This window comes from Dietzia natronolimnaea (assembly GCF_002289575.1).
Taxonomy (GTDB): domain Bacteria; phylum Actinomycetota; class Actinomycetes; order Mycobacteriales; family Mycobacteriaceae; genus Dietzia; species Dietzia natronolimnaea_A.
Window position 1 is genome coordinate 1 of the sequence record NZ_NTGA01000018.1, and the last position, 24,798, is coordinate 24,798.

General features: G+C 70.5%; 20 protein-coding genes and 2 pseudogenes. 5 read left to right on the plus strand and 17 right to left on the minus strand.

The genetic code is table 11. The features are described 5' to 3' along the window. From CEY15_RS10310 to dnaG, 3 genes and pseudogenes are all read right to left on the minus strand, one after another. Window positions 1–637: pseudogene (locus CEY15_RS10310) on the minus strand (DDE-type integrase/transposase/recombinase); the annotation flags it as partial. A 133-nt stretch (window positions 638–770) separates the two neighbouring features. Then, window positions 771–1,676, minus strand: coding sequence for an Ig-like domain-containing protein (locus CEY15_RS10315; protein ID WP_176475080.1), 906 nt, complete (start codon window positions 1,674–1,676; stop codon window positions 771–773). Between the two features lie 167 nt (window positions 1,677–1,843). After that, complete coding sequence (gene dnaG, locus CEY15_RS10320; protein ID WP_095718375.1) at window positions 1,844–3,865, minus strand: DNA primase; 2,022 nt, start codon at window positions 3,863–3,865, stop codon at window positions 1,844–1,846. A gap of 68 nt (window positions 3,866–3,933) precedes the next feature. On the opposite strand from dnaG, the gene CEY15_RS10325 reads away from it, so the two are divergent. Both CEY15_RS10325 and CEY15_RS10330 read left to right on the plus strand, forming a co-directional pair. Then, entirely contained in the window at window positions 3,934–6,003 is a 2,070-nt protein-coding gene (locus tag CEY15_RS10325; protein WP_095718376.1) for a TPM domain-containing protein, read from the plus strand. Between the two features lie 5 nt (window positions 6,004–6,008). Further along, entirely contained in the window at window positions 6,009–7,349 is a 1,341-nt protein-coding gene (locus tag CEY15_RS10330; protein WP_095718377.1) for a serine hydrolase domain-containing protein, read from the plus strand. A gap of 51 nt (window positions 7,350–7,400) precedes the next feature. Here the strand turns inward: CEY15_RS10330 and CEY15_RS10335 are convergent, their stop codons facing one another. Genes CEY15_RS10335 through CEY15_RS10345 form a run of 3 tightly spaced genes read right to left on the minus strand, consistent with a single transcriptional unit; the run spans window position 7,401 to window position 10,749 of the window. After that, window positions 7,401–8,663 carry a deoxyguanosinetriphosphate triphosphohydrolase gene (locus CEY15_RS10335; RefSeq protein WP_095718378.1) on the minus strand — a complete coding sequence of 421 codons (1,263 nt, stop codon included), beginning with the start codon at window positions 8,661–8,663 and terminating at the stop codon, window positions 7,401–7,403. 26 nt (window positions 8,664–8,689) lie between these two features. Next, window positions 8,690–9,307, minus strand: coding sequence for a YdcF family protein (locus tag CEY15_RS10340; RefSeq protein WP_017835630.1), 618 nt, complete (start codon window positions 9,305–9,307; stop codon window positions 8,690–8,692). A 53-nt stretch (window positions 9,308–9,360) separates the two neighbouring features. Next, window positions 9,361–10,749 carry a glycine--tRNA ligase gene (locus tag CEY15_RS10345; protein WP_017835631.1) on the minus strand — a complete coding sequence of 463 codons (1,389 nt, stop codon included), beginning with the start codon at window positions 10,747–10,749 and terminating at the stop codon, window positions 9,361–9,363. Between the two features lie 178 nt (window positions 10,750–10,927). Between CEY15_RS10345 and CEY15_RS10350 the strand changes: the two genes are divergently transcribed. Continuing rightward, window positions 10,928–11,299, plus strand: coding sequence for an ArsR/SmtB family transcription factor (locus tag CEY15_RS10350; RefSeq protein WP_176475081.1), 372 nt, complete (start codon window positions 10,928–10,930; stop codon window positions 11,297–11,299). 4 nt (window positions 11,300–11,303) lie between these two features. Then, the gene (locus CEY15_RS10355; protein ID WP_095718379.1) at window positions 11,304–11,741 is read left to right on the plus strand and encodes a Fur family transcriptional regulator; all 438 of its coding nucleotides are present in this window, start codon (window positions 11,304–11,306) and stop codon (window positions 11,739–11,741) included. 61 nt (window positions 11,742–11,802) lie between these two features. Here the strand turns inward: CEY15_RS10355 and CEY15_RS10360 are convergent, their stop codons facing one another. Then, window positions 11,803–12,570, minus strand: coding sequence for an isoprenyl transferase (locus tag CEY15_RS10360; protein ID WP_095718380.1), 768 nt, complete (start codon window positions 12,568–12,570; stop codon window positions 11,803–11,805). A gap of 31 nt (window positions 12,571–12,601) precedes the next feature. Further along, window positions 12,602–13,480 (minus strand): DNA repair protein RecO, encoded by an 879-nt coding sequence (recO, locus tag CEY15_RS10365; RefSeq protein ID WP_095718381.1) that lies wholly within the window; start codon window positions 13,478–13,480, stop codon window positions 12,602–12,604. A gap of 88 nt (window positions 13,481–13,568) precedes the next feature. Between recO and CEY15_RS10370 the strand changes: the two genes are divergently transcribed. Next, window positions 13,569–14,483 (plus strand): alpha/beta fold hydrolase, encoded by a 915-nt coding sequence (locus CEY15_RS10370; RefSeq protein ID WP_095718382.1) that lies wholly within the window; start codon window positions 13,569–13,571, stop codon window positions 14,481–14,483. A gap of 53 nt (window positions 14,484–14,536) precedes the next feature. On the opposite strand, the gene era is transcribed toward CEY15_RS10370, so the two are convergent. From era to CEY15_RS10415, 9 genes and pseudogenes are all read right to left on the minus strand, one after another. Continuing rightward, the gene (gene era / locus CEY15_RS10375; protein ID WP_017835637.1) at window positions 14,537–15,445 is read right to left on the minus strand and encodes a GTPase Era; all 909 of its coding nucleotides are present in this window, start codon (window positions 15,443–15,445) and stop codon (window positions 14,537–14,539) included. Next, the gene (locus tag CEY15_RS10380; RefSeq protein WP_095718383.1) at window positions 15,442–16,800 is read right to left on the minus strand and encodes a hemolysin family protein; all 1,359 of its coding nucleotides are present in this window, start codon (window positions 16,798–16,800) and stop codon (window positions 15,442–15,444) included. The genes era and CEY15_RS10380 overlap by 4 nt, the downstream gene beginning before the upstream one ends. 3 nt (window positions 16,801–16,803) lie before the next feature. Continuing rightward, window positions 16,804–17,298, minus strand: a complete 495-nt coding sequence (gene ybeY / locus CEY15_RS10385; protein WP_017835639.1) for an rRNA maturation RNase YbeY — start codon at window positions 17,296–17,298, stop codon at window positions 16,804–16,806. Next, window positions 17,295–18,356 (minus strand): PhoH family protein, encoded by a 1,062-nt coding sequence (locus CEY15_RS10390; RefSeq protein WP_017835640.1) that lies wholly within the window; start codon window positions 18,354–18,356, stop codon window positions 17,295–17,297. The genes ybeY and CEY15_RS10390 overlap by 4 nt, the downstream gene beginning before the upstream one ends. 29 nt (window positions 18,357–18,385) lie before the next feature. Beyond that, window positions 18,386–19,183: a 16S rRNA (uracil(1498)-N(3))-methyltransferase gene (locus CEY15_RS10395; protein WP_017835641.1), complete on the minus strand. Its 798-nt coding sequence runs from the start codon at window positions 19,181–19,183 to the stop codon at window positions 18,386–18,388. Between the two features lie 4 nt (window positions 19,184–19,187). Continuing rightward, window positions 19,188–20,351, minus strand: a complete 1,164-nt coding sequence (dnaJ, locus tag CEY15_RS10400) for a molecular chaperone DnaJ (RefSeq protein WP_095718384.1) — start codon at window positions 20,349–20,351, stop codon at window positions 19,188–19,190. Between the two features lie 63 nt (window positions 20,352–20,414). Further along, window positions 20,415–21,455: a heat-inducible transcriptional repressor HrcA gene (gene hrcA, locus CEY15_RS10405; RefSeq protein WP_095718385.1), complete on the minus strand. Its 1,041-nt coding sequence runs from the start codon at window positions 21,453–21,455 to the stop codon at window positions 20,415–20,417. Window positions 21,456–21,504: 49 nt separating this feature from the next. Further along, complete coding sequence (gene hemW, locus CEY15_RS10410) at window positions 21,505–22,722, minus strand: radical SAM family heme chaperone HemW (protein ID WP_095718386.1); 1,218 nt, start codon at window positions 22,720–22,722, stop codon at window positions 21,505–21,507. Window positions 22,723–23,372: 650 nt separating this feature from the next. Further along, window positions 23,373–24,746 (minus strand): annotated as a pseudogene (locus CEY15_RS10415) (WS/DGAT/MGAT family O-acyltransferase); the annotation flags it as partial. Window positions 24,747–24,798 lie beyond the last annotated feature (52 nt).

Consider the following 24,798-nt stretch of genomic DNA (forward strand, 5'->3'; position numbering starts at 1 on the left):
CGGTGGTCGGGTTGTCGGGCACCACCATCTGGGGCGCCCCGCCGAAAAAGTCGAACGCCGCGACGTGGGCGTCGATCCAGGACGGGGACTTCATATCCGTAAAACCGCGACAGAACACCGCACCGGAGTACGGCAGCACCGCCACGAACAGGTACAACTTGGTGACCTCACCGGTGACCGCGTCGAGGACCTCGAGGGTGTCGCCGGCCCAGTCGACCAGCATCGTCCGACCGGGTTCGTGATGCAGCGTGGCCACGACGTCCTTGACCCGTGTGTGCTCGCCGAACAGGGCGCAGTACTGCGAGTACCCGTACTTCTTCCCGGCCCCGACGGGGTCCGCGAGATATTTGCCCCAGGCCTGCTGGATGGTGAAGTGCCGATTGAACTTCATCGACGCCAGCACCCGATCAAAATCGGGCTTGATGTAGTCCTCCGAGACGCGTTTGCGCCCGTCGGGGAACATCCCGGCGATCTCGGCCGGGTTCATCGACGCCGCTTGGCCGGCAGTGATGCCGTAGGCGGTGATCGTTTTCTTCACCGCCGCGATCTCCCGTCGCGAGCACCCGACGGCGGCGACGATTTCGCTGTAGCTATGCCCGGCAAGCGCCAACGTCATGATGGCTTTGTAGTCGGCCATGCAGCCTCCTCAAATAGGAACAGACGGCGCAGTCGCGCCGCCTACCTTGAGCAGACCACCCCGGCTGCCCCGAGGAGTACCAAGTCGTCAGAATCGCGGTACCGAATCGCCGGACCGTAAGTACCATCTGGCCCTATCTGCCACTCAGCGATCCGGCGCCCGGGCGCTCGTCCCGGACGGAGATCGTCACCGGAGCGGCGGTGGACGCGGCGTACGGGGTGTCGAAAGTGTCGTCCTCTACGGGCTGCGGGGTGAAGGTCGCGGTGAGGACGGGGTCGCCGATCTCGGTGAAGACGTGCGGCAGGGTCGCGGAACCGCCGGTCACGTCCACCGGAGCACCGATCGGATCCCCGTCGGCGAAGAACTGGACCGTGCCGGCGGCCTCCACGGGCGTCACGTGCACGGCGAGGACGACCGGGACCCCCGGTACCGCGCTCGGCGGGGCGGTGAGAGTGGAGACGGTTTCCGTCTGGCACCCGGACACCTCGGTCTCGAGCAGCGCGAACTGACCGGTGGCGGGATCGAAACCCTTGTCCGCCGACTGGGGGCCGAGGACCACCTGGTAAGTGACGGTGTGCGTATCGGAGGCCCGGTTGGGCAGACGGGGCTGGTCGAGCAGATTCACCGTTCTGGTGGTGGTGATCGGGTCCCGGTTGGTGACGTAGGGTGCCGTCCCCGGAGCGAATACCGGGGCGGCGGGAGCCGAGTTCTGCACACCCTGACGCCCGACGACCCGGGTGATGTCGTACGGAACGCTGTTGAGGGTGAACCTGGCCCTGACGGACACCCCCGTCTGGCTCCAGATGCCCGGGACGCCGACCAGCGAAGTCGGATCCTCCCCGTCCACCGCGTAGTCGACGACGTAGTAGGCGTTCGTCTCGTTGACGATCGTGAAATGGACCCGGCACTCGTCGTCCCCTGACGCGCTGAACCGGACCGGCCCCTGATTCCACCCCTCAGCGGACGCCACCGGGGGAACTGTGAGACAGATGCCGCAGGCGGTGAGAACCGCGGGCAGGAGGAGTCGGCGGGAAGACATGGGCATGGGCTACCTATCCGGGGTCGTCGGGTCCCGGGCCTGGACCGGAACTACCGATCGACCGCGGTTCGGGAGCGACGATACCGGACAGATAAGCGTTCTGCCATAATTCTCATTCGGGGGAAAAGCCTGCGTACAGGCCCGATCCTGGCCATTTACCGTACGGCTCAGGCGATGTCGGGCGTGGCGCCCACAGCCTGCTCGAGCAGCCCTCGCCGGTACTCCTCCAGCGCCACGAGGTCGCCGAACAGTGCCGAGTACCCCTCCGGGTCCGCCGCCGGACTCATCCGCTGCACCTTGGACTTCAGATCGGCGATCTGACCCGACACCCATACCTCCTGCAGGCGGGCGAGCACGCCGGAGACGTATCGGGGTAGCGCCTCCTCGGCCACCCGGAGCGTCTCGACCGCCATGAGGCCCACCAGCCGCCGCAGCCCGTCGTCCTCCAGCCCCTGGGACACCTCGGCCACCCAGTTCGCGCCGCTCTTCCCGGAGGCGCACCCCCCGGACGCGGACACCGCGTCCGCGATCCGGGCGTAGGCGGGATGGGTGAAGCACTCCGACGGGAGCGAGTCGAAGAGCGGGCCCGCCAGCCCCGGGTACTGCAGGGCCGCCTTGAGCGCCTCGCGTTGCGGCCACAGCTCCGGATCCGCCGGCGAAGGCAGGGGGACGCCCGCCGGTGCGGCGGGAGCCGGCTGATCCTCCCGCGCGACCGGCTCGTCGTCGTCGCGCCTCCCCCCGCCGCGTTCGGCACGGTCCCGCAGCGGGCGGGGCCCACCGCCCGCGCCCCCCGGACCGCGACCGCGGGGTCCGGTTCCACGAGGCCCCGCGGCAGCCGCCCGGGCCCGACCTCTCTTTCGCGCCTCCTCGCGGACACGGCGCAGCACGGTGGCGGGATCGTCCCACCCCACCCAGCCGGCCAGTTGCCGGGCGTACTCGTCGCGCAGGGCCGAGTCGCGGATGTCGGCGACCACCGGAACCGTCCGACGCAACGCCTCGACGCGGCCCTCCGCGTGATCGAGGTCGTACTCGTCCAACATCGACCGGATGGCGAACTCGAACATGGGCACCCGGGTGGAGATGAGGTCCCGCACGGCGGCGTCACCCTTGTTCTGCCGGAGATCGCACGGGTCCTGGCCGGCGGGCGCCACCGCGACGAAGGTGCGACCGGAGAACTGCTGGTCCCCGGAGAACGCCCGCATCGCGGCCTTCTTGCCGGCCTCGTCCCCGTCGAAGGTGTAAATGATCTCGCCGCGGAAGTAGTTGTCGTCCAACATCAACCGCCGGAGTGTGGACAGGTGGTCCTCGCCGAACGCGGTGCCACACGCGGCGACGGCCGTGGTCACTCCCGCCGCGTGCATCGCCATGACATCTGTATAGCCCTCGACGACCACCGCCCGGCGCTGGGACGCGACGTCCCTCTTGGCCAGGTCCAGACCGAACAACACCTGGGACTTCTTGTAGAGCATCGTCTCCGGCGTGTTCATGTATTTGCCCAGAGTGTCGTCCTCGAAGAGCTTGCGCGCGCCGAAGCCGATCACCTCCCCCGCGAGGTTGCGGATCGGCCATAACAGACGGCGGTGGAAGCGGTCGATCAACGTTCCCCGCGAACTGGTCTTGGACAGACCCGCCGATTCCAGTTCCTTGGGCTCGAACCCCTGCCGCATCAGATGCTTGCTCATCGTGTCCCAGCCCGCCGGCGCGTACCCGCACCCGAAGCGCTCGGCGTGGGCGAGATCGAAGCCGCGGTCGATCAGGAACGCACGCGCGGTCTCGGCCTCGGGGTCCTCACGGAGACGCTCGGCGTAGAACTGCTGCGCGGCGGCGTTGGCCTGGACCAGCCTCGACCGGGTCCCGCGGTCACGCTGGATCACCTGGCCGCCGCCCTCGTAGGAGATGCGGTACCCGATCCTGTCGGCGAGCTGCTCCACGGCCTCGACGAAGCTGATGTGCTCCATCTTCATGAGGAAGGCGAACACGTCGCCGCCCTCACCGGTCGAGAAGCAGTGGAAGTACCCGTGCTGGGGCCGGACATGGAAAGACGGGGTCTTCTCGTCCTTGAACGGCGACAAGCCCTTCATGGAGTCCGCGCCGCCCGGTTTGAGCGCGACGTACTCGCCGACGACCTCCTCGATGCGAGTGCGTTCGCGGATCGCGGCGATGTCCTGCTCCGGAATCCGCCCTGCCATGCCGCCAAGAGTAGCCTCCGGGGCAGCAGCCCGGCATGCGCACTGCGCCGGGCCGATACGCTGGCCGCATGATCGCACCCCCGCCCCGCACCCACGCCGTCCGGAACCCGCGGTCCCGCACGGTGGCGGCCGTCGCTCTCCTGGCGGCCCTCCTCGTCGGTCTGTTCGGGTGGGCGACGCCGTCGGCCTCGGCCGAACCGCCGTCCCGGCTGCAGCAGCAGGTCACGGATTCCGCGGGAGTGCTGGGCGGGCAGACCGCCGCCGTCGAGGACCGACTCGCAGAGCTCCGGTCGACCGACAACCTTCAACTCTGGGTGGTCTACGTCGACAGCTTCGACGGGGTGCCCGCGCAACTGTGGGCACAGGAGACCGGCCGACTGTCCGATCTGGGCGCCTCCGACGTGCTGCTCGCGGTGGCGGTCGGAGACCGCGGGTACTGGTTCGAGTCCACCGACCCGCGTGCGGATCAGCGGATCGCCGACAGGGACATCGAGCCGCGACTGGCGGAGGACGACTGGGCCGGTGCGGCGATCGGGGCCGCCGACGGGCTCGAACGACAGGGATCGGGCTCCGGGCTCTCCGGCGCGGCCCTGCTGGGACTCATCGCGGTGATCGTCATCGTGGTGGCCGCGGTCCTGCTAATCAGCCGCCGGCGCCGGGCCACCCGCACGGCCCGTCAGGCCGAGTCCGCCCGCGAGATACCCGGAGATGACACGACCCGGATGTCCGCGCTGCCGGTGGACGTCCTCGATTCGCGCGCCCGGGCCGGGCTGGTCGAGGCAGACCAGGCCGTGGACACCTCCACGACGGCGCTCGCGACCGCCGCCGGGGAGTTCGGTGAGCTGCGGACCCGCCCGTTCCGGGCCGCCCTCGACTCCGCCCGGGGCGAGGTCGCGGCAGCGCATTCACTGATCCAGCGGCTCGACGACGACATTCCCGAGACCCCCGAGCAGCGCCGGGCGATGCTCCTCGAGGTGGCCGCCCGGGCCGAACGCGCCGAACGTGAGCTCGAGGGACAGGCCACGGCGTTCGCCGAGATGCGTGACGTGCTGATCAACGGGGCCGCCTCGGTCGACTCCCTCACCCAGCGTGCGGTGACGCTGCGCGCCCGCATCCCCGAGGCCGAGCAGTCGATGGAGGACCTGAGGTCCCGGTTCCCTGCCGCCGTGCTCGCCTCGATCGACGACAACCTGACGATCGCGAAGGAGCTGCTCGACGCGGCCGAGGCCGAGACCTCGCGCGCCCGCACGGCCCTGGCCCGACCCGTGGGCGAACAGGCCGAGGCCGTCGATGCCATCGGCTCGGCCGAGGAGGAACTCGCACGCGCCGAGAAGCTGGTCGACGGCGTGGATCACGCGGCCGACGACATCGCTGCCGCCCGCCGCGACCTCGGCGCTCTGATCGACGAGGTCGACGAGGAGCTGGGGCAGGCCGCCCGGCTCCTACGGTCCCCGGACCTGGGCCGGAGCGGTCAGAACCTGACGAATGCGGCCTCCGCCGCCCGCGACGCCCTCGAGCGGGCCCGCCGCGACGGGGAGACCGACCCACTAGGCGTCTTCTCCGAACTGGTCGACGTGGACCGCGCCCTCGACGAGGCGCTGGCCGCCGCCGGACACGAGGCCGAGACGGCACACCGCGCGCGGGCCGCACGGCAAGCCGCCCTCACGCGGGCGCGCGGCGCGGTGCGGGAGGCGGACGACTTCATCGGCAGTCGGTCCTACGTGGTCGGACAGGCCGCCCGGACGCGGCTGTCGGCCGCCAAGGAGTCACTGTCGACGGCCGAGGGCACCGCCGGGCCGGCGGCGTTCCCCGCCGCGGACCGCGCCCTGAAACTCGCCCGTGAGGCGCTCCGGCACGCGCAGGACGACGTCGCGCGGCAGCAGTACACCGGGGGCTACGGGGGCCGGGGCGGGTACGGCGGTCGTGGCCGCGGTGGGTCCAACACCGGTGCGATGGTCGGCGGGATGGTGGCCGGCGCTCTGATCCAGGGGATGCTCCGCGGTGGTAGTTCGGGCTTCGGCGGCTCCCGCGGGTTCGGCGGCGGCGGGTTCGGCGGAGGGGGTGGCTTCGGCGGCGGCGGAGTCGGTGGCGGTTTCGGTGGCGGCTTCGGTGGCGGCGGCGCCGGCGGGCGGTTCTGAGCGCCATGAGTCGCGGGCGGAAGGTCCTCATCGCGCTGGTCGCGGTATTCGTCCTGCTCATCGCGGCCGTGGTCGCGGCGGGCGCCTGGTTTCGGCCGATGCTGATGACCGGTACCGGATACGCCGCGCATAACGCCTGCGCGATCCACTTCCTCACCGGTCGTGACGACCCGGAGTCCGACCTCCCGCCCAACCCGCTCGTACCCCTTCTGCGCACCGAGATCGACGACTCCGAGGGGCGGGTCCGTAGCTCCGTCCTGGGCGTCGCCTTCGCCCAGGAGGCCTGGGCGTCGGAGTACGGCTGCGCGGTGGGCGATGGCCGCGCCGAGGGTTCCGAGTACAGCTCTCTCGTCCGACCGGCTGAGGATCGCCCGGAGGGCATCGGGTTGCCGCAGGCCACCGACGTCCCGGCCGAGGTCGGTGCGGCACTCGACCGGGCCGCCGACGTCGAGGGCACGCGCGCACTCGTCGCGGTCCACCGCGGCGAGATCCTGGACGAGTGGTACGCGGACGGCTTCGGACCGGACACCCGGCAGCTCGGGTGGTCCATGGCCAAGAGCGTGGCCGCCACCCTGGTCGGGCGGGCGCAGCAGGAGTTCCCGGACGCCGACCTCGACCCGGCGGGCACCGCCCTGCGCTCCGAGTGGACCGACGAGAGGGCGCAGATCTCCCTCGACGACCTGCTGCGCATGACCTCCGGGCTGGAGTGGGACGAGGACTACGACCTCGGCACCCCCATCACCGAGATGCTCTTCGCGGAGCCCGACATGGCGGCCTTCGCCGCCGCCCAGCCGCTCGCCCACGACCCCGGGACGTTCCGCCAGTACTCCTCGGGCACCACCAACATCGTGTGCGACCTGCTCCACGAGCGCACCGGCCTCGGGCCCGAGATGGCCGACGAGCTGCTGTTTGCGCCTCTTGGCATGACCAGTGCTGTCCTCGAGGCCGACGCCTCCGGCCGGTCGGTGTGCAGCTCGTACCTGTGGGCGACTCCGCGGGACTGGGCGCGGTTCGGCCAGTTCGCGCTGGATGACGGCGAGGTGGACGGTCGCCGCCTGCTCCCCGCGGGATGGATGGACTACGCGACAACCGTCGTCCCGGCCGGCGGAGAGCCCGAACCCTACGGCGCGCAGTGGTGGGTCAACGACCCCGGCGACGGCTCCCCGTTGCGCCTGCCCGGGATCCCCGCCGACGCCTATTGGGCCGCGGGCCACGACGGGCAGTACATCGTGGTGGTCCCCTCCGCCGAGCTCGTCGTGGTGCGGACCGGCTTCACCCCCGGAGGGACGATCTACGGGCTCGGCATCGAGAAGCTGGTCGGCGACCTCGCCCGGGCGGTGGGCTGATCGGGCCGCCTCCGAGGTGATGCTTCAGTCCGAGCGAGCCGGGCGGGCTGTTCAGCCCCAGGCCGCCTGGATGCCCGCGCTCGCGCGGTCGATCCGCTCGAGCCGGCTCTCGGTGTGGAGGGCCACCTGGTCCACGATCACTCGCATCCGTGCCGCGTCATCCGGGGCCTCGTCCCACAACGGACGAAGGACCGCGTCGAGACCTGCGGGAGCCGAGTGGGCCAGGAACTCGGCCACCCGGTGGATCCTGTCTCGTTGACGATCCTGACGGGCCCGGTGCCCCGGGTCACTCATCACGTATCGCACGGCCATGGTCTTGAGCATCACGACCTCGGCCTCCACGTGCAGGGGCACCTCGAGGTCGGCGCTGTACCGTCCGTGTGGCACCTCGCCGTGGACCCGGCGGGTGGTGTGGATGGCGGGCATGACGAACCGCCCGACCAGCTCGCTGGTCAACGCCTTGAGGGCGACTGCCCCCGCGAACGTCTCCTCGAACGGCTGGACGGCACGGACCGCGTCGAGCGCACCGAGTCGTGCTGCCGCCTCGCGGAGCTGGTCGGCGTCGGGCCCCCGGAATTCGCGCGCGCCCAGCTCGGCCAACGCCGAGACCTCCGACGAATCGGTCAACGACCTCAGGTCCAACCTGCCCGCCACGATCGCATCCTCCACGTCGTGGACCGAGTACGCCACGTCGTCGGAGAAGTCCATGATCTGCGCTTCCAGACACCGGGTGTCCCCGGGCGCGCCCACGCGGATCCAGGCGAGCGTCTCCGCGTCGTCGGGATAGGCGCCGAACTTCCTCGTGCCCTCTCGCGGCAGCCACGGGTACTTGGTGGCCGCGTCCAGCGCCGCGCGGGTGAGGTCCAGGCCGACCCCCCGCCCGTCGGCGTCGACCACCTTGGGCTCCAACCGCGTGAGGATCCGCACGGTCTGGGCGTTGCCCTCGTATCCCCCGAACGCTCTCGCGACCTCGTCGAGAGCGCGCTCGCCGTTGTGGCCGTAGGGCGGGTGCCCGATGTCGTGACTCAACCCCGCCAGGTCGGCGAGATCGGGGTCGCAGCCGAGGCCGGCGGCGATACTGCGGGCGATCTGCGCGACCTCGAGCGAGTGGGTGAGCCGGGTCCGTGGGGTGTCCCCGTCCCCGGGCCCGACCACCTGCGTCTTGTCGGCGAGCCGCCGGAGCGCCGCCGAGTGCAGGACCCGCGCACGATCCCTCTCGAACGGGCTGCGCTCACTCGCCGTCTCCTGGGCCCGGGCGGGCCCTCCGCCCACCCGGCGCTCGGCGTCTGCCGCGGTGTACGCGTACCGCGTCATGCGCGTCCCCTCCTTGTGTCCGCCACTCACCCGGGGAAGTCCACGTCGGTGCCGGCGATCCGGTGGTACTGGTACCAGAGCACCGCGCCGGTCTCGCGGATGATGCTCAGGATCTGGTTCTCCCGAGTCCAGACCGCGGGCCCCTGCCGGGTCGGCGAGGTCCACGCGTCCAACCCCGCGTCCCGGGCCATCATCCGCGCGCGATACGAATGCGTGGGATCGCTGACCAATACCACGGAGTTGCCGCCCTGGTCCCCTACGGTCAGCGCGACGGCGTCCAGGCTGCCGACCGTGTTGGAGCCCGTCTCGACCGCAAGGATCGCGGTGGGCGGCACCCCCAGGGTGGCCAGGTAGGAGCGACCCGCACCGGCTTCGGTGAACCGGTCCCCCGGCTGGTTCCCGCCGACCGTGATGATCTGCGGGGCGACGCCCTGCTCGTACAGGCTGGCGGCGTGGTCGAGCCGGGACTGGAACACCGGGGTGGGTACGCCGTCGTACTGGGCCGCGCCCAGGACGACGATCGCGTCGGCCGACGTGCGGTCATCCTCTCGCGCGACCTGCCACACCCGGAACGCGACGAATCCGGGCACGGCGAGACACAGCAACAACGCGATGACCACGAGCCATCCGATGGCCCTGGACACCGCTCTCAGCGGGGACCGGGATCTGTTCACCCGACCAGTGTGCCAGCGCCGGGTCAGCAGCCGATGAGCCGCTGCGCGAGGTACCCCTCTACCTGATCGATGGCCACGCGCTCCTGCTCCATGGTGTCCCGCTCACGGATGGTCACCGCCTGGTCCTCGAGGGTGTCGAAGTCCACGGTGATGCAGAACGGAGTGCCGATCTCGTCGTGGCGGCGGTAGCGTCGGCCGATCGCCTGCGCGTCGTCGAAGTCCACGTTCCAGCTCTTGCGCAGCTGTGCGGCCAGATCCCGGGCCTTCGGCGAGAGGTCCGCGTTTCGGGACAGCGGCAGGACAGCCGCCTTGAACGGTGCGAGACGACGATCCAGCTTCAACACCGTCCGGGTGTCGACACCGCCCTTGGAGTTGGGCGCCTCGTCCTCGGTGTAGGCGTCGATGAGGAACGCCATGAGTGACCGGGTCAGGCCGAAGCTCGGCTCGATGACATACGGCACGTACTTCTCACCGGAGGCCTGGTCGCGGTACTGCAGGTCCTCACCCGAGTGGGTCTGGTGCTGGGTGAGGTCGTAATCCGTGCGGTTCGCCACGCCCATCAGCTCGCCCCACGGGTTTCCGGAGAATCCGAACTTGTACTCGAAGTCGATGGTGCCCGCCGAGTAGTGCGCGCGCTCGTCGTCCGGGACGTCGAAACGCCGCATGTTCTCCGGGTCGATCCCCAGGTCCACGAACCAGTCCCAGCAGTCCTCGACCCACCGCTTGAACCACTCGTCGGCCTCGTCGGGCTTGGTGAAGAACTCGATCTCCATCTGCTCGAACTCGCGGGTCCGGAAGATGAAGTTGCCCGGGGTGATCTCGTTGCGGAACGCCTTGCCGATCTGTCCGATACCGAACGGCGGCTTACGCCGGGCGGTGGTCATCACGTTCTTGTAGTTGACGAAGATGCCCTGGGCGGTCTCGGGCCGCAGGTAGTGCAGGCCCTCCTTGTCGTCGACCGGGCCGAGGTAGGTCTTCATCAACCCGGAGAACAGCTGCGGCTCGGTCCAGGCCCCGGGCTGGCCCGTAACGGGATCGTTGATGTCGGCCAGCCCGTTGGCCGGCTCGCGCCCGTGCTTGGCGACGTAGGCCTCGATGAGGTGGTCGGCGCGGTAGCGCTTGTGGGTGTGGAGAGACTCCACCAGCGGGTCGGTGAACGTCTCGACGTGGCCGGAGGCCTCCCACACCGCGCGGGGCAGGATGATCGACGAATCCAGGCCCACGACGTCCTCGCGGCCGGTGACGAAGGTCCGCCACCACTGCTTCTTGATGTTGTCCTTGAGCTCCACGCCCAGTGGACCGTAGTCCCATGCCGAACGGGTTCCGCCGTAGATCTCGCCACACTGGTACACCAGTCCCCGGCGCTTGCAGAGGTTGACGACTGAGTCGATGACGGACGCTGAGGATGCCACGTCGGGGGTTCTCCCTTTGGTGAGTCGGTGGGCGGAGGTGTCGGGTGGACGACCTCGGCGCGGGCCGGCGCCCGCGGCACTTCTCACCAGGGTATCCGGTCCACCCCGGCGGTCTGGGATACTGGGGTCCCCCACCCGACACGGCGCCGGTCCCCACCGCGCCCGGAAGGTTGCGCTAATGGCATCCGGACCCGAGTCCCCGGCAGACGCCGGACCTGCCGCGGAGATCCACGACCCCGGCTCCCGCGCGGCCCCCGTTCCGCTCCCGCCTCAGCACGTGGTCTCCGCCGCGGGCGATCTGCTCCGTGCTTTGTCGGCTCCGCTGCGTATCGCGATCGTGCTTCAGCTCCGCGAGGGGCCGCGGTGCGTCCACGAGTTGGTGGACGCCCTCGACGTCGCGCAGCCGCTGGTGAGCCAGCACCTCCGGGTGCTCAAGTCGTCCCACGTCGTCTCCGCGCACCGCCGAGGGCGGGAGATCCGCTACGAGTTGCTCGACGACCACTTGCTACACATCGTCGAGGCGGCCGTCGGGCACGCCGGGGAGGAGTAGAGCAGTGGATGGGGCCCAGAAGCCGATCGGCGTCCGCTCGACCCGCCAACGCAGCGCCATCTCCGCGCTGCTCGACGAGTCCAAGGGGTTCCGGTCCGCGCAGGACCTCCACTCGGAACTCCGCGAACGCGGTGACGCGATCGGTCTGACCACCGTCTACCGGACGCTGCAGTCGATGTCCGACGCCGGTGCGGTGGATGTGCTGCGCACCGATTCCGGTGAGCTGATCTTCCGCAAGTGCTCCGATTCCCACCATCACCACCTGGTGTGTCGGGAGTGCGGCTTCACGGTGGAGGTCGAGGAACCCGGGGTCGAGACGTGGGCGCACCGTGCCGGCGGCGCTCACGGCTTCACCGAGGTGACCCACACCGTCGAGCTGTTCGGCCTCTGCGCGGCCTGCGCAGGCTCACGGCGGGACGCGCCGTCCGGTCCGGTGGACTGACCCGGGGACCACTCGCCCCGGCCCGCGGTCCCCTGGCACGCCGCGCCTCCCGGGACCGGGGTCAGGCCCCGGGCACCCCGCCGAAGCGCCGGTCCCGCTCAGCGTACTCCAGGCACGCCGCCCACAGATCACGTCGGTCGAAATCGGGGAACAGCGTGTGCTGGAAGACGAACTCGGCGTAGGCGCTCTGCCACAGCAGGAAGTTGGACGTCCGCAGTTCACCGGACGGTCGCAGGAAGAGGTCCACGTCCGGCATGTCCGGCTCGTCGAGGAAGTGGGCGAAGTTCTCCTCCGTCAGGTCATCGGCCGACAGCTCCCCGGCGGCGACCCGACGCGCGAAATCCCGCGCGGCGTCGACGATCTCCGCACGACCGCCGTAGTTGACGCACATCGCCAACGTCATGACCGTGTTGTCCCGGGTGAGTTCCTCGGCCTCCTCGAGCTCGGAGATGACCGACTTCCACAGCTTGGGGCGCCTGCCGGCCCAGCGCACCCGCACTCCCAGCTCGTGCATCTCGTCGCGGCGGCGACGCAGCACGTCCCTGTTGAATCCCATGAGGAAGCGCACCTCCTCCGGACTGCGCTTCCAGTTCTCCGTGGAGAACGCGTACGCGGACAGGTACGGGACGCCGATCTCGATGCACCCCTGGACAACGTCCATGAGTACCGCCTCGCCCCGCTTGTGCCCCTCGGTGCGGGGCAGGCCCCGCTCCTGGGCCCAGCGTCCGTTGCCATCCATCACCAGCGCGACGTGGCGCGGGACGAACTCCGACGGGATCGCGGGCGGTCGTGCGCCCGACGGGTGCGGGGTGGGCGGCCGGACGGTCACCGGCGCGGCGCCGTCCCTCGACGCGGTGCGCTTACGGAATCTGGGTAGTCCGGGCACGGGGCTCCTCAACAGGTTCGGGGGACAGGGATCCGGCAGGCGGGGGTCCGGCAGCGCGCAGGCCGATCACAGGGCGGTCCGTCCCGCCACGGTCGACCCCGCCACGGTCGACCCCGTCGCGGTCGACCAGCGGCAGGCTGCGCAGGTCCCGTTCGAGATGCCACTGCAGATGATCGGCGGCGATCCCGGAGGCCTGGCGGATGACGGCCGAGGACGAGACCGCCACGCCCTCCCACCGTCCGGCCAACAGCGCCGACAGGTGCTCGGCGACACCCGGGGAGAGCATGGCACACCCCTGCGGCCTACAGCGCACGCAGACGGTTCCGCCGGAGGGCACGTGGAACGCGCGGTGCGGCCCCACCACGCCGCAGAGCACGCAGCGGTCCAGAACAGGCTCCCAGCCGGACGCCGCCATGGCGCGGAGGAGGAACGCGTCGGCGACCAGGCCCGGCGGCCTCCGGTGTTCGGCCAGGGAGCGAAGAGCCCCGACGGCGAGGCCGAGCAGTCTCGGTGTCGGTGCGCCCTCCTCTCCCGCCAACCGCTCCGCCGTCTCCAGGACGACGCAGCCGGAGGTGTACGCCGGGTAGTCCGCCACGAGGGGGCGGGCCAGCGACTCACGGCTCGACGCCTGCCTGACTGTACCCAGGCCGCTGCGGCCCCGACCCGGGGCGATCTGCACCTCCACCACGGCGAACGGTTCCAGGCTGGCGCCCATCCGCGACCGGGTGCGGCGCACCGCGCGGGCGACGGCCCTGACCAACCCGTGGTGCTGGGTGAGCAGGGTGACGATCCGGTCCGCCTCACCCAGGTCGTAGGTACGCACGACGAGGCCGGTGTCGGTGAACGGGTGCATCCGGGCCTCCTCCCCTGCGGGACATAGACGACCATTGTCCCATTCCCGGAGGGGCACCGGCTCCCCCGGCGAGGGCTAGAGTCTCGCTGTGCCCAGTTTCGTCTCCCGCCTCATCCCCCTCCTCATCCGCGCCACCCGGCGTCAGCGCCTGTTCGCCGAGCCACAGCGCGCGCGTGACTTCCTCGACGAGGCCGCGGTGCGTCCGGCGTCGTACGCCCCTCCGCGGTTGCGCGAGGATGTCCGGATCGCGCGTGCCGACCGGAACGGGTGGCCGGTCTACGTTCTGGAGCCCGCCGGGGCACCCGCGAGCGGCACCGTGGTCTACCTCCACGGTGGAGCCTGGGCCAGAGAGATCGTCGCGCCCCACTGGCGACTGTGCGCACAGATGGCCGCCGAGGCCCACACCCGCGTCCTGGTGCCGGTCTACCCTCTGGCGGGCCCGGCGACTGCAGCGAACCGCGGCACGGCAGCGGGCGTGGTGGCCGGGGTGACCGATCTGGTGCGGGACGAGGTGGCCGAGCACGGCCCGGTGTGTCTCGCCGGTGACAGCGCGGGCGGCCAGATCGCACTGTCCGCGGCCATGGAGCTGCGGGATCGGGGTGTCCCCCCGCTTCCCGCGACGATCCTGATCTCCCCCGCACTCGACCTGGCGATGGAGAACCCGGACATCGACCGGGTCCAACCCCGTGACCCGTGGCTCGCCCGCGAGGGCCTGCGGGTGTTCATCGACGCCTGGCGGGACGACCTGCCCCTGGACGACCCGCGGGTGAGCCCGCTGTGCGGGGACTTCACCGGCCTGGGACCCCTGACGGTCTTCGCCGCCACCCGCGACATCGTCCTGCCCGACGTGCGACTCGCGGTGGCGCGGGCCCGCGCTGCCGGCGTGGACGTCACCTATGTCGAGGAGAAGGACCTACTGCACGTGCACCCGCTTCAGCCCACCCCCGAAGGACGGGCCGCGCGGGAGACGATCGCGGGGGACGTCCGGTCGGCCGTGCGTTAGGAGTGCCGTGCGCCAGGACCACCGGCGCACGGGTGGAGAGAAGCCGAGGGTGGCTAGAAGCCCAGCCTGCCGAGCATCTTGGGGTCGCGCTGCCACTCCTTGAGGACCTTGACGTGCAGGTCCAGGTACACCTTGGTCCCGAGCAGCTGCTCGATGCCCGCCCTGGCTCGGGTGCCCACCTCACGCATCCGCGAGCCACCCTTACCCAGGACGATCGCCTTCTGGCTCTGCCGCTCCACGTAGACGGTCGCGTGGACGTCCACCATGTCGTCACGCCCCTCGTGGGGCAGTACCTCCTCGATCGACACCGCGATCGAGTGGGGCAGCTCGTCGCGCACGCCTTCGAGGGCGGCCTCGCGGATGAGCTCGGACATTCTGGTCTCGTCGGACTCCTCAGTGATCACGTCATCGGGGTAGAACCGCGGTCCCTCCGGCAGGAGTGAGGCGATCACGTCCGCCACCACGTCCACCTGCTCACCGGACGCGGCGGAGACCGGGACGACCTCGGCGTCCGGCCCGAGGAGCGTGGACACCGCGACCAGCTGCTCCATGACCTTCTGCTTGGAGACGGTGTCGATCTTCGTGACCAGACCCAGGATCGGGGTCGTGGGACAGAGCTTGCGTACCTGCTCGAGGATCCAGCGGTCCCCGGGGCCGATCCGCTCCCCCGCCGGGATGCACAGGCCGATGAGGTCGACATCGGAGTAGGTGTCCTCCACCAGGGCGTTCAGCCGCTCGCCCAACAGTGTGCGCGGCCTGTGCAACCCCGGTGTGTCCACCAGGATGATCTGGGCGTCGGGGCGGTGGACCAACCCGCGGATCGCGTGGCGCGTGGTCTGGGGTCGGGAGGAGGTGATCGCGATCTTCTCACCCACCAGCGCGTTGGTGAGGGTGGACTTGCCGGTGTTGGGCCGACCGACGAAACTGACGAATCCGCTCCTGAAGCCCTCTGGCGTGGTCATCGGTTCTCCTCGTCGTCGTTCTCGTCTGCTTTGTCTCCGGCGCCGTCACCGGCAGCGGTGTCGGCGGGGTCGGCGGCGGGGTCGAGTTTCTCGGCCACCACGGTGATCACCCTGACCCGGCCGCGGCGGTCGTGACCACCCTCGGCGCGCAGGTCCAGGCCGACGGAGACCACATGCGCTCCCGGTAGCGGGACGCGGCCGAGCTCGAGCGCCATCAGGCCCCCGATGGTCTCGACCTCCTCCGTCACCTCGTCCGCGAACTCCACGTCGAACAGCTCCGCGACCTCGTCCAGACCGAGCCGGGCCGACAGCCGGTACCGACCGTCCTCCAGCTCCTCGACGGGGGGAACCTCGGTGGTGTCGTACTCGTCCACTATCTCCCCGACGATCTCCTCGAGGATGTCCTCGATCGAGACCAGCCCGGCGGTCCCGCCGTACTCGTCGACCAGGATCGCCAGGTGGTTGTGGTCCCGCTGCATCTCCGACAGGAGGTCGTCGATCCTCTTGGCGTCTGGAACGAACACCGCGGGACGCATCACCTCCGAGACCGGAGCCGCGCGGCCGTCGGGGTCGTCCAGTCGCGCCACGATGTCGCGGAGGTAGATCACCCCCACCACGTCGTCGGAGTTGTCGCCGTCCACCACGGGGATCCGGGAGTACCCGGACTTGACGGCGAGCCGGGCGGCCTGACCGACCGTCTTGGACGACTCGATCCACACCATCTCCGTCCGCGGGGTCATGACCTCGCGCGCGGTGGTGTCCCCGAGCTCGAACACCGACTGGATCATGCGCGATTCGTCGTCGGCCACGACGCCGCGCTCGCGGGCCATGTCCACGATCTCGAGAAGCTCGATCTCCGTGGCGAACGGCCCGTTGCGGAATCCCCGGCCCGGGGTGACGGCGTTGCCGACACCCACCAGAATGCTGGCGACGGGGCCCAGGACCATCCCGAGCACCCACATCGGGGTCGAGGCCCCGAGGGCTAGCGAGTAGGCGTGTTGGCGCCCCAGCGTGCGGGGACCGACGCCGGCGACGACGTACGCCGCGATGGTCATCACCGCGATCACCCCGACCAGCGCCCAGGCCGTGGACTCGATGAGTTCGGCGAACACGACGGTGAGGAGCACGACACCGGAGATCAGGCTCAACAGATGCAGTAGGACCGTGACATTGATGTAGCGCGGACGGGTGAGCAGCATCCGCGAGAGCCTCGCCGCCCCGTAGCGGGAGTCCTTGGCCATCTCCTCGACCCGGGCCACAGAGACGGTGCTCAGCGCCGCGTCGAGGGCGGCGAAGACGCCGGCGAGCAGGATGAGCAGTGCGACCGCGACAGCGGTGAGGATGATCTGGTCCACGGGTCAGGTGTCCGCGCGCGGGCCGTCGTCCTGCGAGGCATCCCGGTGGTCGTACCACTCACCCAACAGCTCGTTCTGCAGGCCGAACATCTCCCGTTCCTCGGCCGGCTCGGCATGGTCGTACCCGAGCAGGTGAAGGCAGCCGTGCACGGTCAGCAGTGCGAGTTCGTGCGCGAGCGGATGACCCGAGCTGGCGGCCTGGTCGGCGGCGAACGCCGGACACAACACGATGTCACCGAGCATCGCCGGCCCGGGGTCGGGCAGGTCGGGGCGCCCGCCCGGGGAGAGCTCGTCCATGGGGAAGCTCATGACGTCGGTGGGACCCGGGAGGTTCATCCACGTCACGTGGAGATCGGCCATGGTGTCCTTGTCCACGAGCGTGACCGACAGTTCGGCGGCGGGGTGCACGTCCATCCGGGCGATCACGAACGCGGCGACGTCGATGAGTTCGGCCTCGTCGACCTCCACCCCCGACTCGTTGGCGACCTCGATGCTCATCTGCGGTGGTGCTCCCTGTTCCTGTGTCCGGTCGTGGGGTCCTCGCCCCGTTCGAGGCGTTCCTCGTGCTTGGCGTAGGCGTCGACGATCCGGGCCACCAGCGCGTGCCGCACGACGTCCGCGGAGGTGAGCTCCGAGAAGTGGATGTCGGGGACCCCCTTGAGGATGTCGCGCACCACTTTGAGTCCGGATCGCTGCCCGCCCGGGAGGTCGATCTGGGTGATGTCTCCGGTCACGACGATCTTCGAGCCGAACCCGAGGCGGGTGAGGAACATCTTCATCTGTTCGGGCGTGGTGTTCTGCGCCTCATCGAGGATGATGAACGCGTCGTTGAGGGTGCGCCCACGCATGTAGGCCAGCGGGGCGACCTCGATCACCCCGGCCGCCATGAGCTTGGGGATGGCCTCCGGGTCCATCATGTCGTGCAGCGAGTCGTACAGCGGCCGTAGGTACGGGTCGATCTTCTCGTGCAGGGTGCCCGGCAGGTAGCCGAGCCGCTCCCCGGCCTCGACCGCAGGGCGGGTGAGGATGATCCGGCTGACGTCCTTGGCCCGCAGCGCGGCGACCGCCTTGGCCATCGCGAGGTAGGTCTTACCCGTTCCGGCGGGTCCGAGCCCGAACACCACCGTGTGGTCGTCGATCGCGTCGACGTACCGCTTCTGCCCCACCGTCTTGGGCCGGATCATCCCGCCGCGCCGGGACAGCACGTCCGTGCCCAGCACCTCCTCGGGGGTCAACGGCCCGGAGTCGGCGAGGATCTCGACCGAGCGTCGCACCGACGCCGGGGTGATCTCCACCCCACGTCCGGCCTGCCGCAGCAGGTCCGAGACCACGCGTGAGGCCTGGTCGACGGCGCCGGGGTCACCGGAGATGGTCATGGTGCCGCCCCGCACGTGCAGGTCGGCGTCGAGCAGCTCCTCGAGCGCCCGGAGGTTGGCGTCCGCGGCGCCGAGCACCGCCATGGCCAGGTCCGGGTCGAGCTGGACCGCCGTGCGGGAGTTCGGACCGCCGGGATCCCGGCGGTCGTCGCCCCGCGTCCGGGCGACCGTGTCACTCACTGCGTCGTTCTCTGGGGTACCTACGTGGATCACTTCCTGGGTGGTGGTGCGGTCGGGTCGAGTGTAGTACCAGCGCGGGCCCATCTCCGCGTGAGAACTCCGAGTGCGCCCAACGCCACCGCGGCGGCGCTGGAGGTGCGCAGCACCTCGGGCCCCAGGACGACGGCGCGGGCGCCGAGACCGGTGAGTGCGTCGATCTCGGCGTCGGAGACGCCGCCCTCGGGTCCGATGACGAGGATGATCCGCTCGACCGGCCCCGCCGCGGTCACGGCGTCCGCGAATCGGGCGGCACCGTCCTCGTGCAACACCAGCGCGAGCGCACCGGCCGCGATCTCCTCGGAGACAAACGCGGTGAGGCCGGCGGAGTCGAGGACGTCACCGATCGCCGGCTCCCATTCCCGCCTGGACTGTTTGGCGGCGGCGCGGGCCGCGTTGGCCCACTTGGCCCGGCCCTTGTCGAGCTTGGGCCCCGCCCAGCGGCTCACACACCGGTCCGCCTGCCACGGCACGATCCGGTCGGCCCCGGCCTCGGTGGCCAGCTCCACGGCGAGCTCGCCCCGCTCAGACTTGGGCAGTGCCTGCACCACCGTCACCAGGGGGGTCGGTCGGTCGACCGTGGTGACGGCCAGGACCTCCGCCTCGACCCGGCCGGGCCCCGACGTCAGGACCGAGCAGTCCGCCACCCGGCCGCGGCCGTCGCCGATGCGGAGCAGCTCCCCAGGCCGCACCCGCAGGGCCGAGCCGGCGTGTCTCCCCTCGGCCCCGTCCAGGACGGCGGTCTCGCCGACCGCGGGCACCGCGTCGAGTCGGAACAGAGGAGGGGTCACCGGGTCAGTGACCCGCGACCGCGTCGCGCAGCCGTGAGAACAACCCGCCCCGGCGGGCGGTGTCCTCGTTGACGATCTCGGCCGAGTCGCCACCGAGCCGGCGCAGCTGTTCCACGAGGTCCCTTCGCTTGCGGTCCAGCTTGTCGGGGATCACGACCTCCATGTGGACCGTGAGGTCACCGGCCCCGCCGCCCCGGACACGCGGCATCCCGCGGCCGGACAGGGTGACCGTGTGCCCGGGCTGGGTGCCGGACGGGATGTCGATCTGAAGGTCGTCACCGACGACGGTCTCCAGGTCCACCCGGCCGCCGAGGATGGCGTCCACGACCGGGACGCGGACCGTGCAGTGCAGGTCGTCGCCGTCGCGGACGAACACCGGGTGGGTGCGCTCGTTGACCTCGATGTAGAGGTCCCCGGCAGGGCCACCGCCGGGACCGACCTCACCCTGCCCGGACAGCCGGATCCGCATTCCGCCACCGACGCCTGCCGGGATCTTGGCCGACACGGTGCGGCGCTTGCGGACGCGGCCCTGGCCGGTGCAGTCACCGCACGGATCGGTGATGATCTCACCGGTCCCGGCGCAGGTGGGACACGGTCGGCTGGTCATGATGTTGCCCAACAGAGAGCGCTGGACGGACTGGATCTCACCCTGCCCCTGGCACATCCCACACTTGGCGGGCGGCGCGTCGGTCGCGGACCCCTTGCCGTGGCAGGTCTCGCAGAGGACGGCCGTGTCGACCTGGATCTCCTTGGTCACGCCGGTCGCGCACTCCGCCAGCGTCAGGTTCACGCGGATCAGCGCGTCCGACCCCGGCTGCACACGGCTCCGGGGGCCACGTCCGCCGCCACCGCCGCCGCCACCGAAGAACGCCTCGAACACGTCGCCGAGTCCCCCGCCGGCACCGAAACCCCCACCACCGAAACCGCCGCCGTACCCGCCACCGGGAGACGAGTCCAGGGGATCGCCGCCCATGTCCACGACGCGGCGCTTCTCGGGGTCGGTGAGCACCTCGTAGATCGCCGTGATCTCGCTGAACTTCTCACGCGCCTCGTCCGACGGGTTGACATCGGGGTGCAGCTCTCGGGCGAGCTTGCGGTAGGCGCGCTTGATCTCGGACTCCGAGGCACCTCGATCGACCCCGAGGGTCCCGTAGTAGTCGCGTGACACGTGTCGCCTTTCGTCATGTGGATCAGGTCGGTGGGACACCGGTCCCGGGTGAGGCTACGGGCGTCAGTGCCCGGACAGGATCTCGCCCACGTAGTGGGCAACAGCGGCGACCGAGGCGATTGTTCCCGGGTAATCCATTCTGGTGGGCCCGAGCACCCCCATCCCGCCGAGCATCTGGCGCTCGGAACCGTACACGGAGGACACCACGGACGCCCCGCGGATCTCCGCCGACCGGGTCTCCTCGCCGATCTGGACGGTGACCCCGCCGGGGCCCCCCATCCCCACGGACTGCGCCGCCGAGAGCAACCGGAGGATCACGACCTGCTCCTCCAACGCCTCGAGGACGGATCTCAGGGAACCGTCGAAATCGGCCGCGCTGCGCGTGAGGTTGGCGGTGCCGCCCAGGACGATGCGGTCGTCGGGTTGCTCCACGAGGGTCTCCACCAGCACCGTCACGCACCTCTCCGCGGCGTCGCTGTAGTCCGGCCGCGCGCGCTCGGGTGTGGCCGCCAGCGCCTCGGAGGCGTCGCCGAGTCTCTTGTCCGCCACCGCCTCCGACAGGAGCGTCCGGAGTTCGGCCAGGTGGTCGTCCGTCAGCGCCGCGGCGAGGTCGACGGTCCGCTGGTCCACCCGACCGGTGTCGGTGATCAGCACCAGCAGCAGGCGGGTGGGTGCCAGGCTCACCACCTCGAGATGACGCACGGTGGAGCGTCCCAGCACCGGGTACTGGACGACGGCGACCTGGCGGGTGAGCTGCGACAGCAGCCGCACGGCCCGCCGGAGGACGTCGTCGAGGTCGACGGCACCCTCGAGGAAGGCCTGGATGGCCTTCCGCTGCGCCCGCGAGAGCGGCGTGATCTCCTCGATCGAGTCGACGAAGTGGCGGTAGCCCTTCTCCGTGGGGATCCGTCCGGAACTCGTGTGGGGCTGGACGATGAAGCCCTCCGCCTCGAGCACGGCCATGTCGTTGCGGATCGTCGCACTCGAGACCCCCAGCGAATGGCGATCGACCAGGGACTTGGAGCCGACGGGTTCGTGCGAGGCGATGTAGTCGGAGACGATCGCGCGCAGGACCTCGGTCCTACGATCGGCCGTGCTCGACATCGATTCCCCTCCTCGCTCCCTGCGTACGGACGATTCTAATCCAGCACCTCTACAGGAGGACGTCGCGCACGACTCCGTCCGCCAGCAGCCTGCCCGACTCGGTCAGGGCGTACCCGCCGCCGTCGGCCCCGCCCGGGGGACGGCGCCGCAGCAGACCCGCCGACACCTGGAGGTCCGCCCGCGCCCGCTCCTGCGCCGTGAAGGCGGCGTCCGGGAGCCCCTCGGCCAGCCGGAGGCCGGTCATGATCCGCTCGAGGTGCCGATCGGCGTCGGTGAGCCGCTCCCCGCCCTCCACCGGGAGGTCACCGGCGTCGCAGGCGGCCGCGTACCGGGCAGGGTGACGCAGGTTCCACCAGCGGGCACCGGCGACGTGGCTGTGCGCCCCGGGTCCGATCCCCCACCAGTCGCCGCCGCGCCAGTACCCCATGTTGTGGCGGCAGTATCCCGACTCGTCGGCCGCGAAGTTGGACACCTCGTACCAGTGGAACCCCGCCCGCGCGAGCCGCTGCGCCACCTGCTCGTAGCGGTCCGCGAGCACGTCGTCGACGGTTCCGGGCAGTTCTCCCCGCCGGATCCTCCGGGCCAACGCGGTGCCGTCCTCGACGATGAGCGAATAGGCGGACACGTGGTCCACGCCGGTCTCCACGACGGCGTCGAGGGTGCGGGCGAGGTCGTCGTCGGTCTCCCCCGGGGTCCCGTAGATCACGTCCAGGTTGATGTGGTCGAACCCGGCGCGACCGGCCTCGGCGACCGCCTCCTGCGGGCGCCCCGGGGTGTGCGCCCTGTCCAGGACCCGCAGGACGTGCGCTGCCGTGGACTGCATGCCGAGCGAGATCCGGGTGAACCCGCCCTCGCGCAGGCGTCCGAAGAACTCGGGGGAGGTGGACTCCGGATTGCTCTCGGTCGTCACCTCGGCGCCGGGTGCCAGTCCGAACGTCGACCGGATGCGCCCCAGCATCCCCACCAGGACGTCCGCACCCACGAGCGACGGCGTCCCACCGCCGACGAAGACGGTGTCGACCAGCGGCGGGGAACCGGACCCGGCCAGGACGGACGCCGCCCGCTCGATCTCCAGCGCGGCGGCGCGCTCCCAGTCGGCGGGCGACGTGGCCGACCCGAGTTCCCCAGCGGTGTAGGTGTTGAAGTCGCAGTAACCGCAGCGGGATGCGCAGAACGGGACATGGAGGTAGATCCCGAACGGAGCCCGCGGGTCGCGCGGCGGCGGGGAGAGCGCGAGACCTGCGGGATCGGTGACCCCGGTCGTCACGCCTGACCGGTCGCACTGACGTCCCCGGTCTCACCGCCCCCCGAGGAGGACGCAGCCGGTCCCCCGGCCTTGACGGCGGCGGTCGGATCGGTTGAGGACGAGGCCGTCGAGGGTGAGGGGTGCGGGGCCGGGTCGGCCGCGGGGGTGTCGTCTGGTCTGGTCACGGAGCCCACAGTGCCGGATGCCGGTCCCGCGGGGCCGCGCGCGGGGGTGGCGGGCTTGGATCCCGTGGGCTTGCCGGCCGAGTTCGTGGTGGAAGTGCGCTTGGTGGCCGTCGATGTGGTGGCCGTGGGAGTGGTGGCGGAGCCCTCGGTGGTAGCGGTCTTCTTCTGCGGGGCGGCCTTCTTGGCGGTCGGCTTCGCTGCGGCCGACTTCGTCGCCTGAGTCTTAGTCGCCTGAGTCTTCTTGGCCGGAGCCTTCTTCGCCTGTGCCTTCTTGGCCGGAGCCTTCTTGGCCGGTGCCTTCTTCGGCTCGGCCGATGTGCTGGCCGACGACGACGCCGCGGCCGGCTTCTTCGACGAGGGCTTCCCGGTCGTCGCCGTGGATGACTGACGCCCGGCCTTCTTCGACTGCTTGCGCAACTGCGCCAACTCGGCGGCCGACTTCCGCTCCGCGGTGGGGGTGCCGCTCGCCTCCCGCTCCTCGGCGGCGGCGACCAGTTCGGCCAACGCCGCATCCACCGCGCGAGCCATGGGCCATGGGTCGGGAACGAGGTCCTTGCACGCGATGAACCCGAAGTGCAGTTCACCATCGAGCGACATCACCGTGCAGTTGAGTCCGGCTCCGTGGAACACCGGTCCCATCGGCAGCATCTTGGTGACCCTGGCCCCGAGGAAGTAGAGCGGGATGTTCGGGCCGGGCACGTTGGAGATGATGAGGTTGTGCACCACGGGGTGCCGCTCCGAGAGCCTCAGTCGCGAGTACATCCGGACCGCGGACCCGAACACCGACGGAGCCGCGAACTGCGCCCAGTCGGTGAGGAGATTGGCGTTGAGCGCGTCGGTGTGGTCCTTGGCGACGGTGTTGGCGTCCCGGATGGACTCCAGGCGCTCGACCGGGTCGTCGATGTCCGTGGCCAGCGACATGAACATGCCCGACACGCGGTTGGTGCCGGGGCGCGACTCCGCGGCGTGCACCGACATCGGGACCATCGCGATGAGGGGCTTGGAGGGCAGCTCGTCGAGGTCGTCCAGATAGGTCCGTAGCGCAGTCGAGCAGATCGCCAGCACGACGTCGTTGACGGTGGTGCCGAAGGCGTTCTTGATGCGCTTGATCTGGTCCAGGTCCACACTGGCGTACGAGATGGACCGGTGCCCGGTGATCGTGCGGTTGAACGGGGTGCGGGGCGCGGTGAACGGCGCCGGCATGGCCAGTCCCTTGCGCGCCCTGTTGATCCACGACGGGACGACTCCCAGTGTCCCCGGGAGCAACGAGGCCAGGCGCCACGGGGTGGCCAGGCGGGACAACGCCCCACCGACGGCCAGTTCGAGAGCCCCGGACCCGCCGGCGGTCTCCTCCACCAGTTCCTGGTCGAGAGTCGGATCGTCCGGGGTGAGCGAACACAACTGGGACATCATGTTGGCACCCGTGACGCCGTCGACTGTCGAGTGATGCATCTTGGCGAAGACCGCGAACCGGTCATCGGGAAGCCCCTCGATGACATACATCTGCCACAACGGCATGGAGCGGTCGATCGGCTGGCTGGCCAGGTGCCCACACAGTTCCGCGAGCACCTCGTCTCCGCCCGGCTCCGGCAGGCCCACCCGGTGGAGGTGATGGTCGATGTTGAAGTCCTCGGCCTCGACCCAGACCGGGTGATCGATGTTCAGCAACGAGTCGTGCAGCTTGCGGCGGAAGCCCGGCATGGCCGTGACCCGGCGGGCGAGCTCGGACCGCAGCGCGTCGAACGAGTAGCCACCGTTCATCTCGGATCCGTCGAGGACGATCAACCCGCACACGTGCAGGAGTTGGGCCCTGGTCTCGAAGTAGAGAAAGCTGGCGTCAAGTCCACTCAGGCGCTGCATGCACGAAGTGTACGTCCGCAGTCAGTCTCACAGCGCGTGTTCGACCGACGGC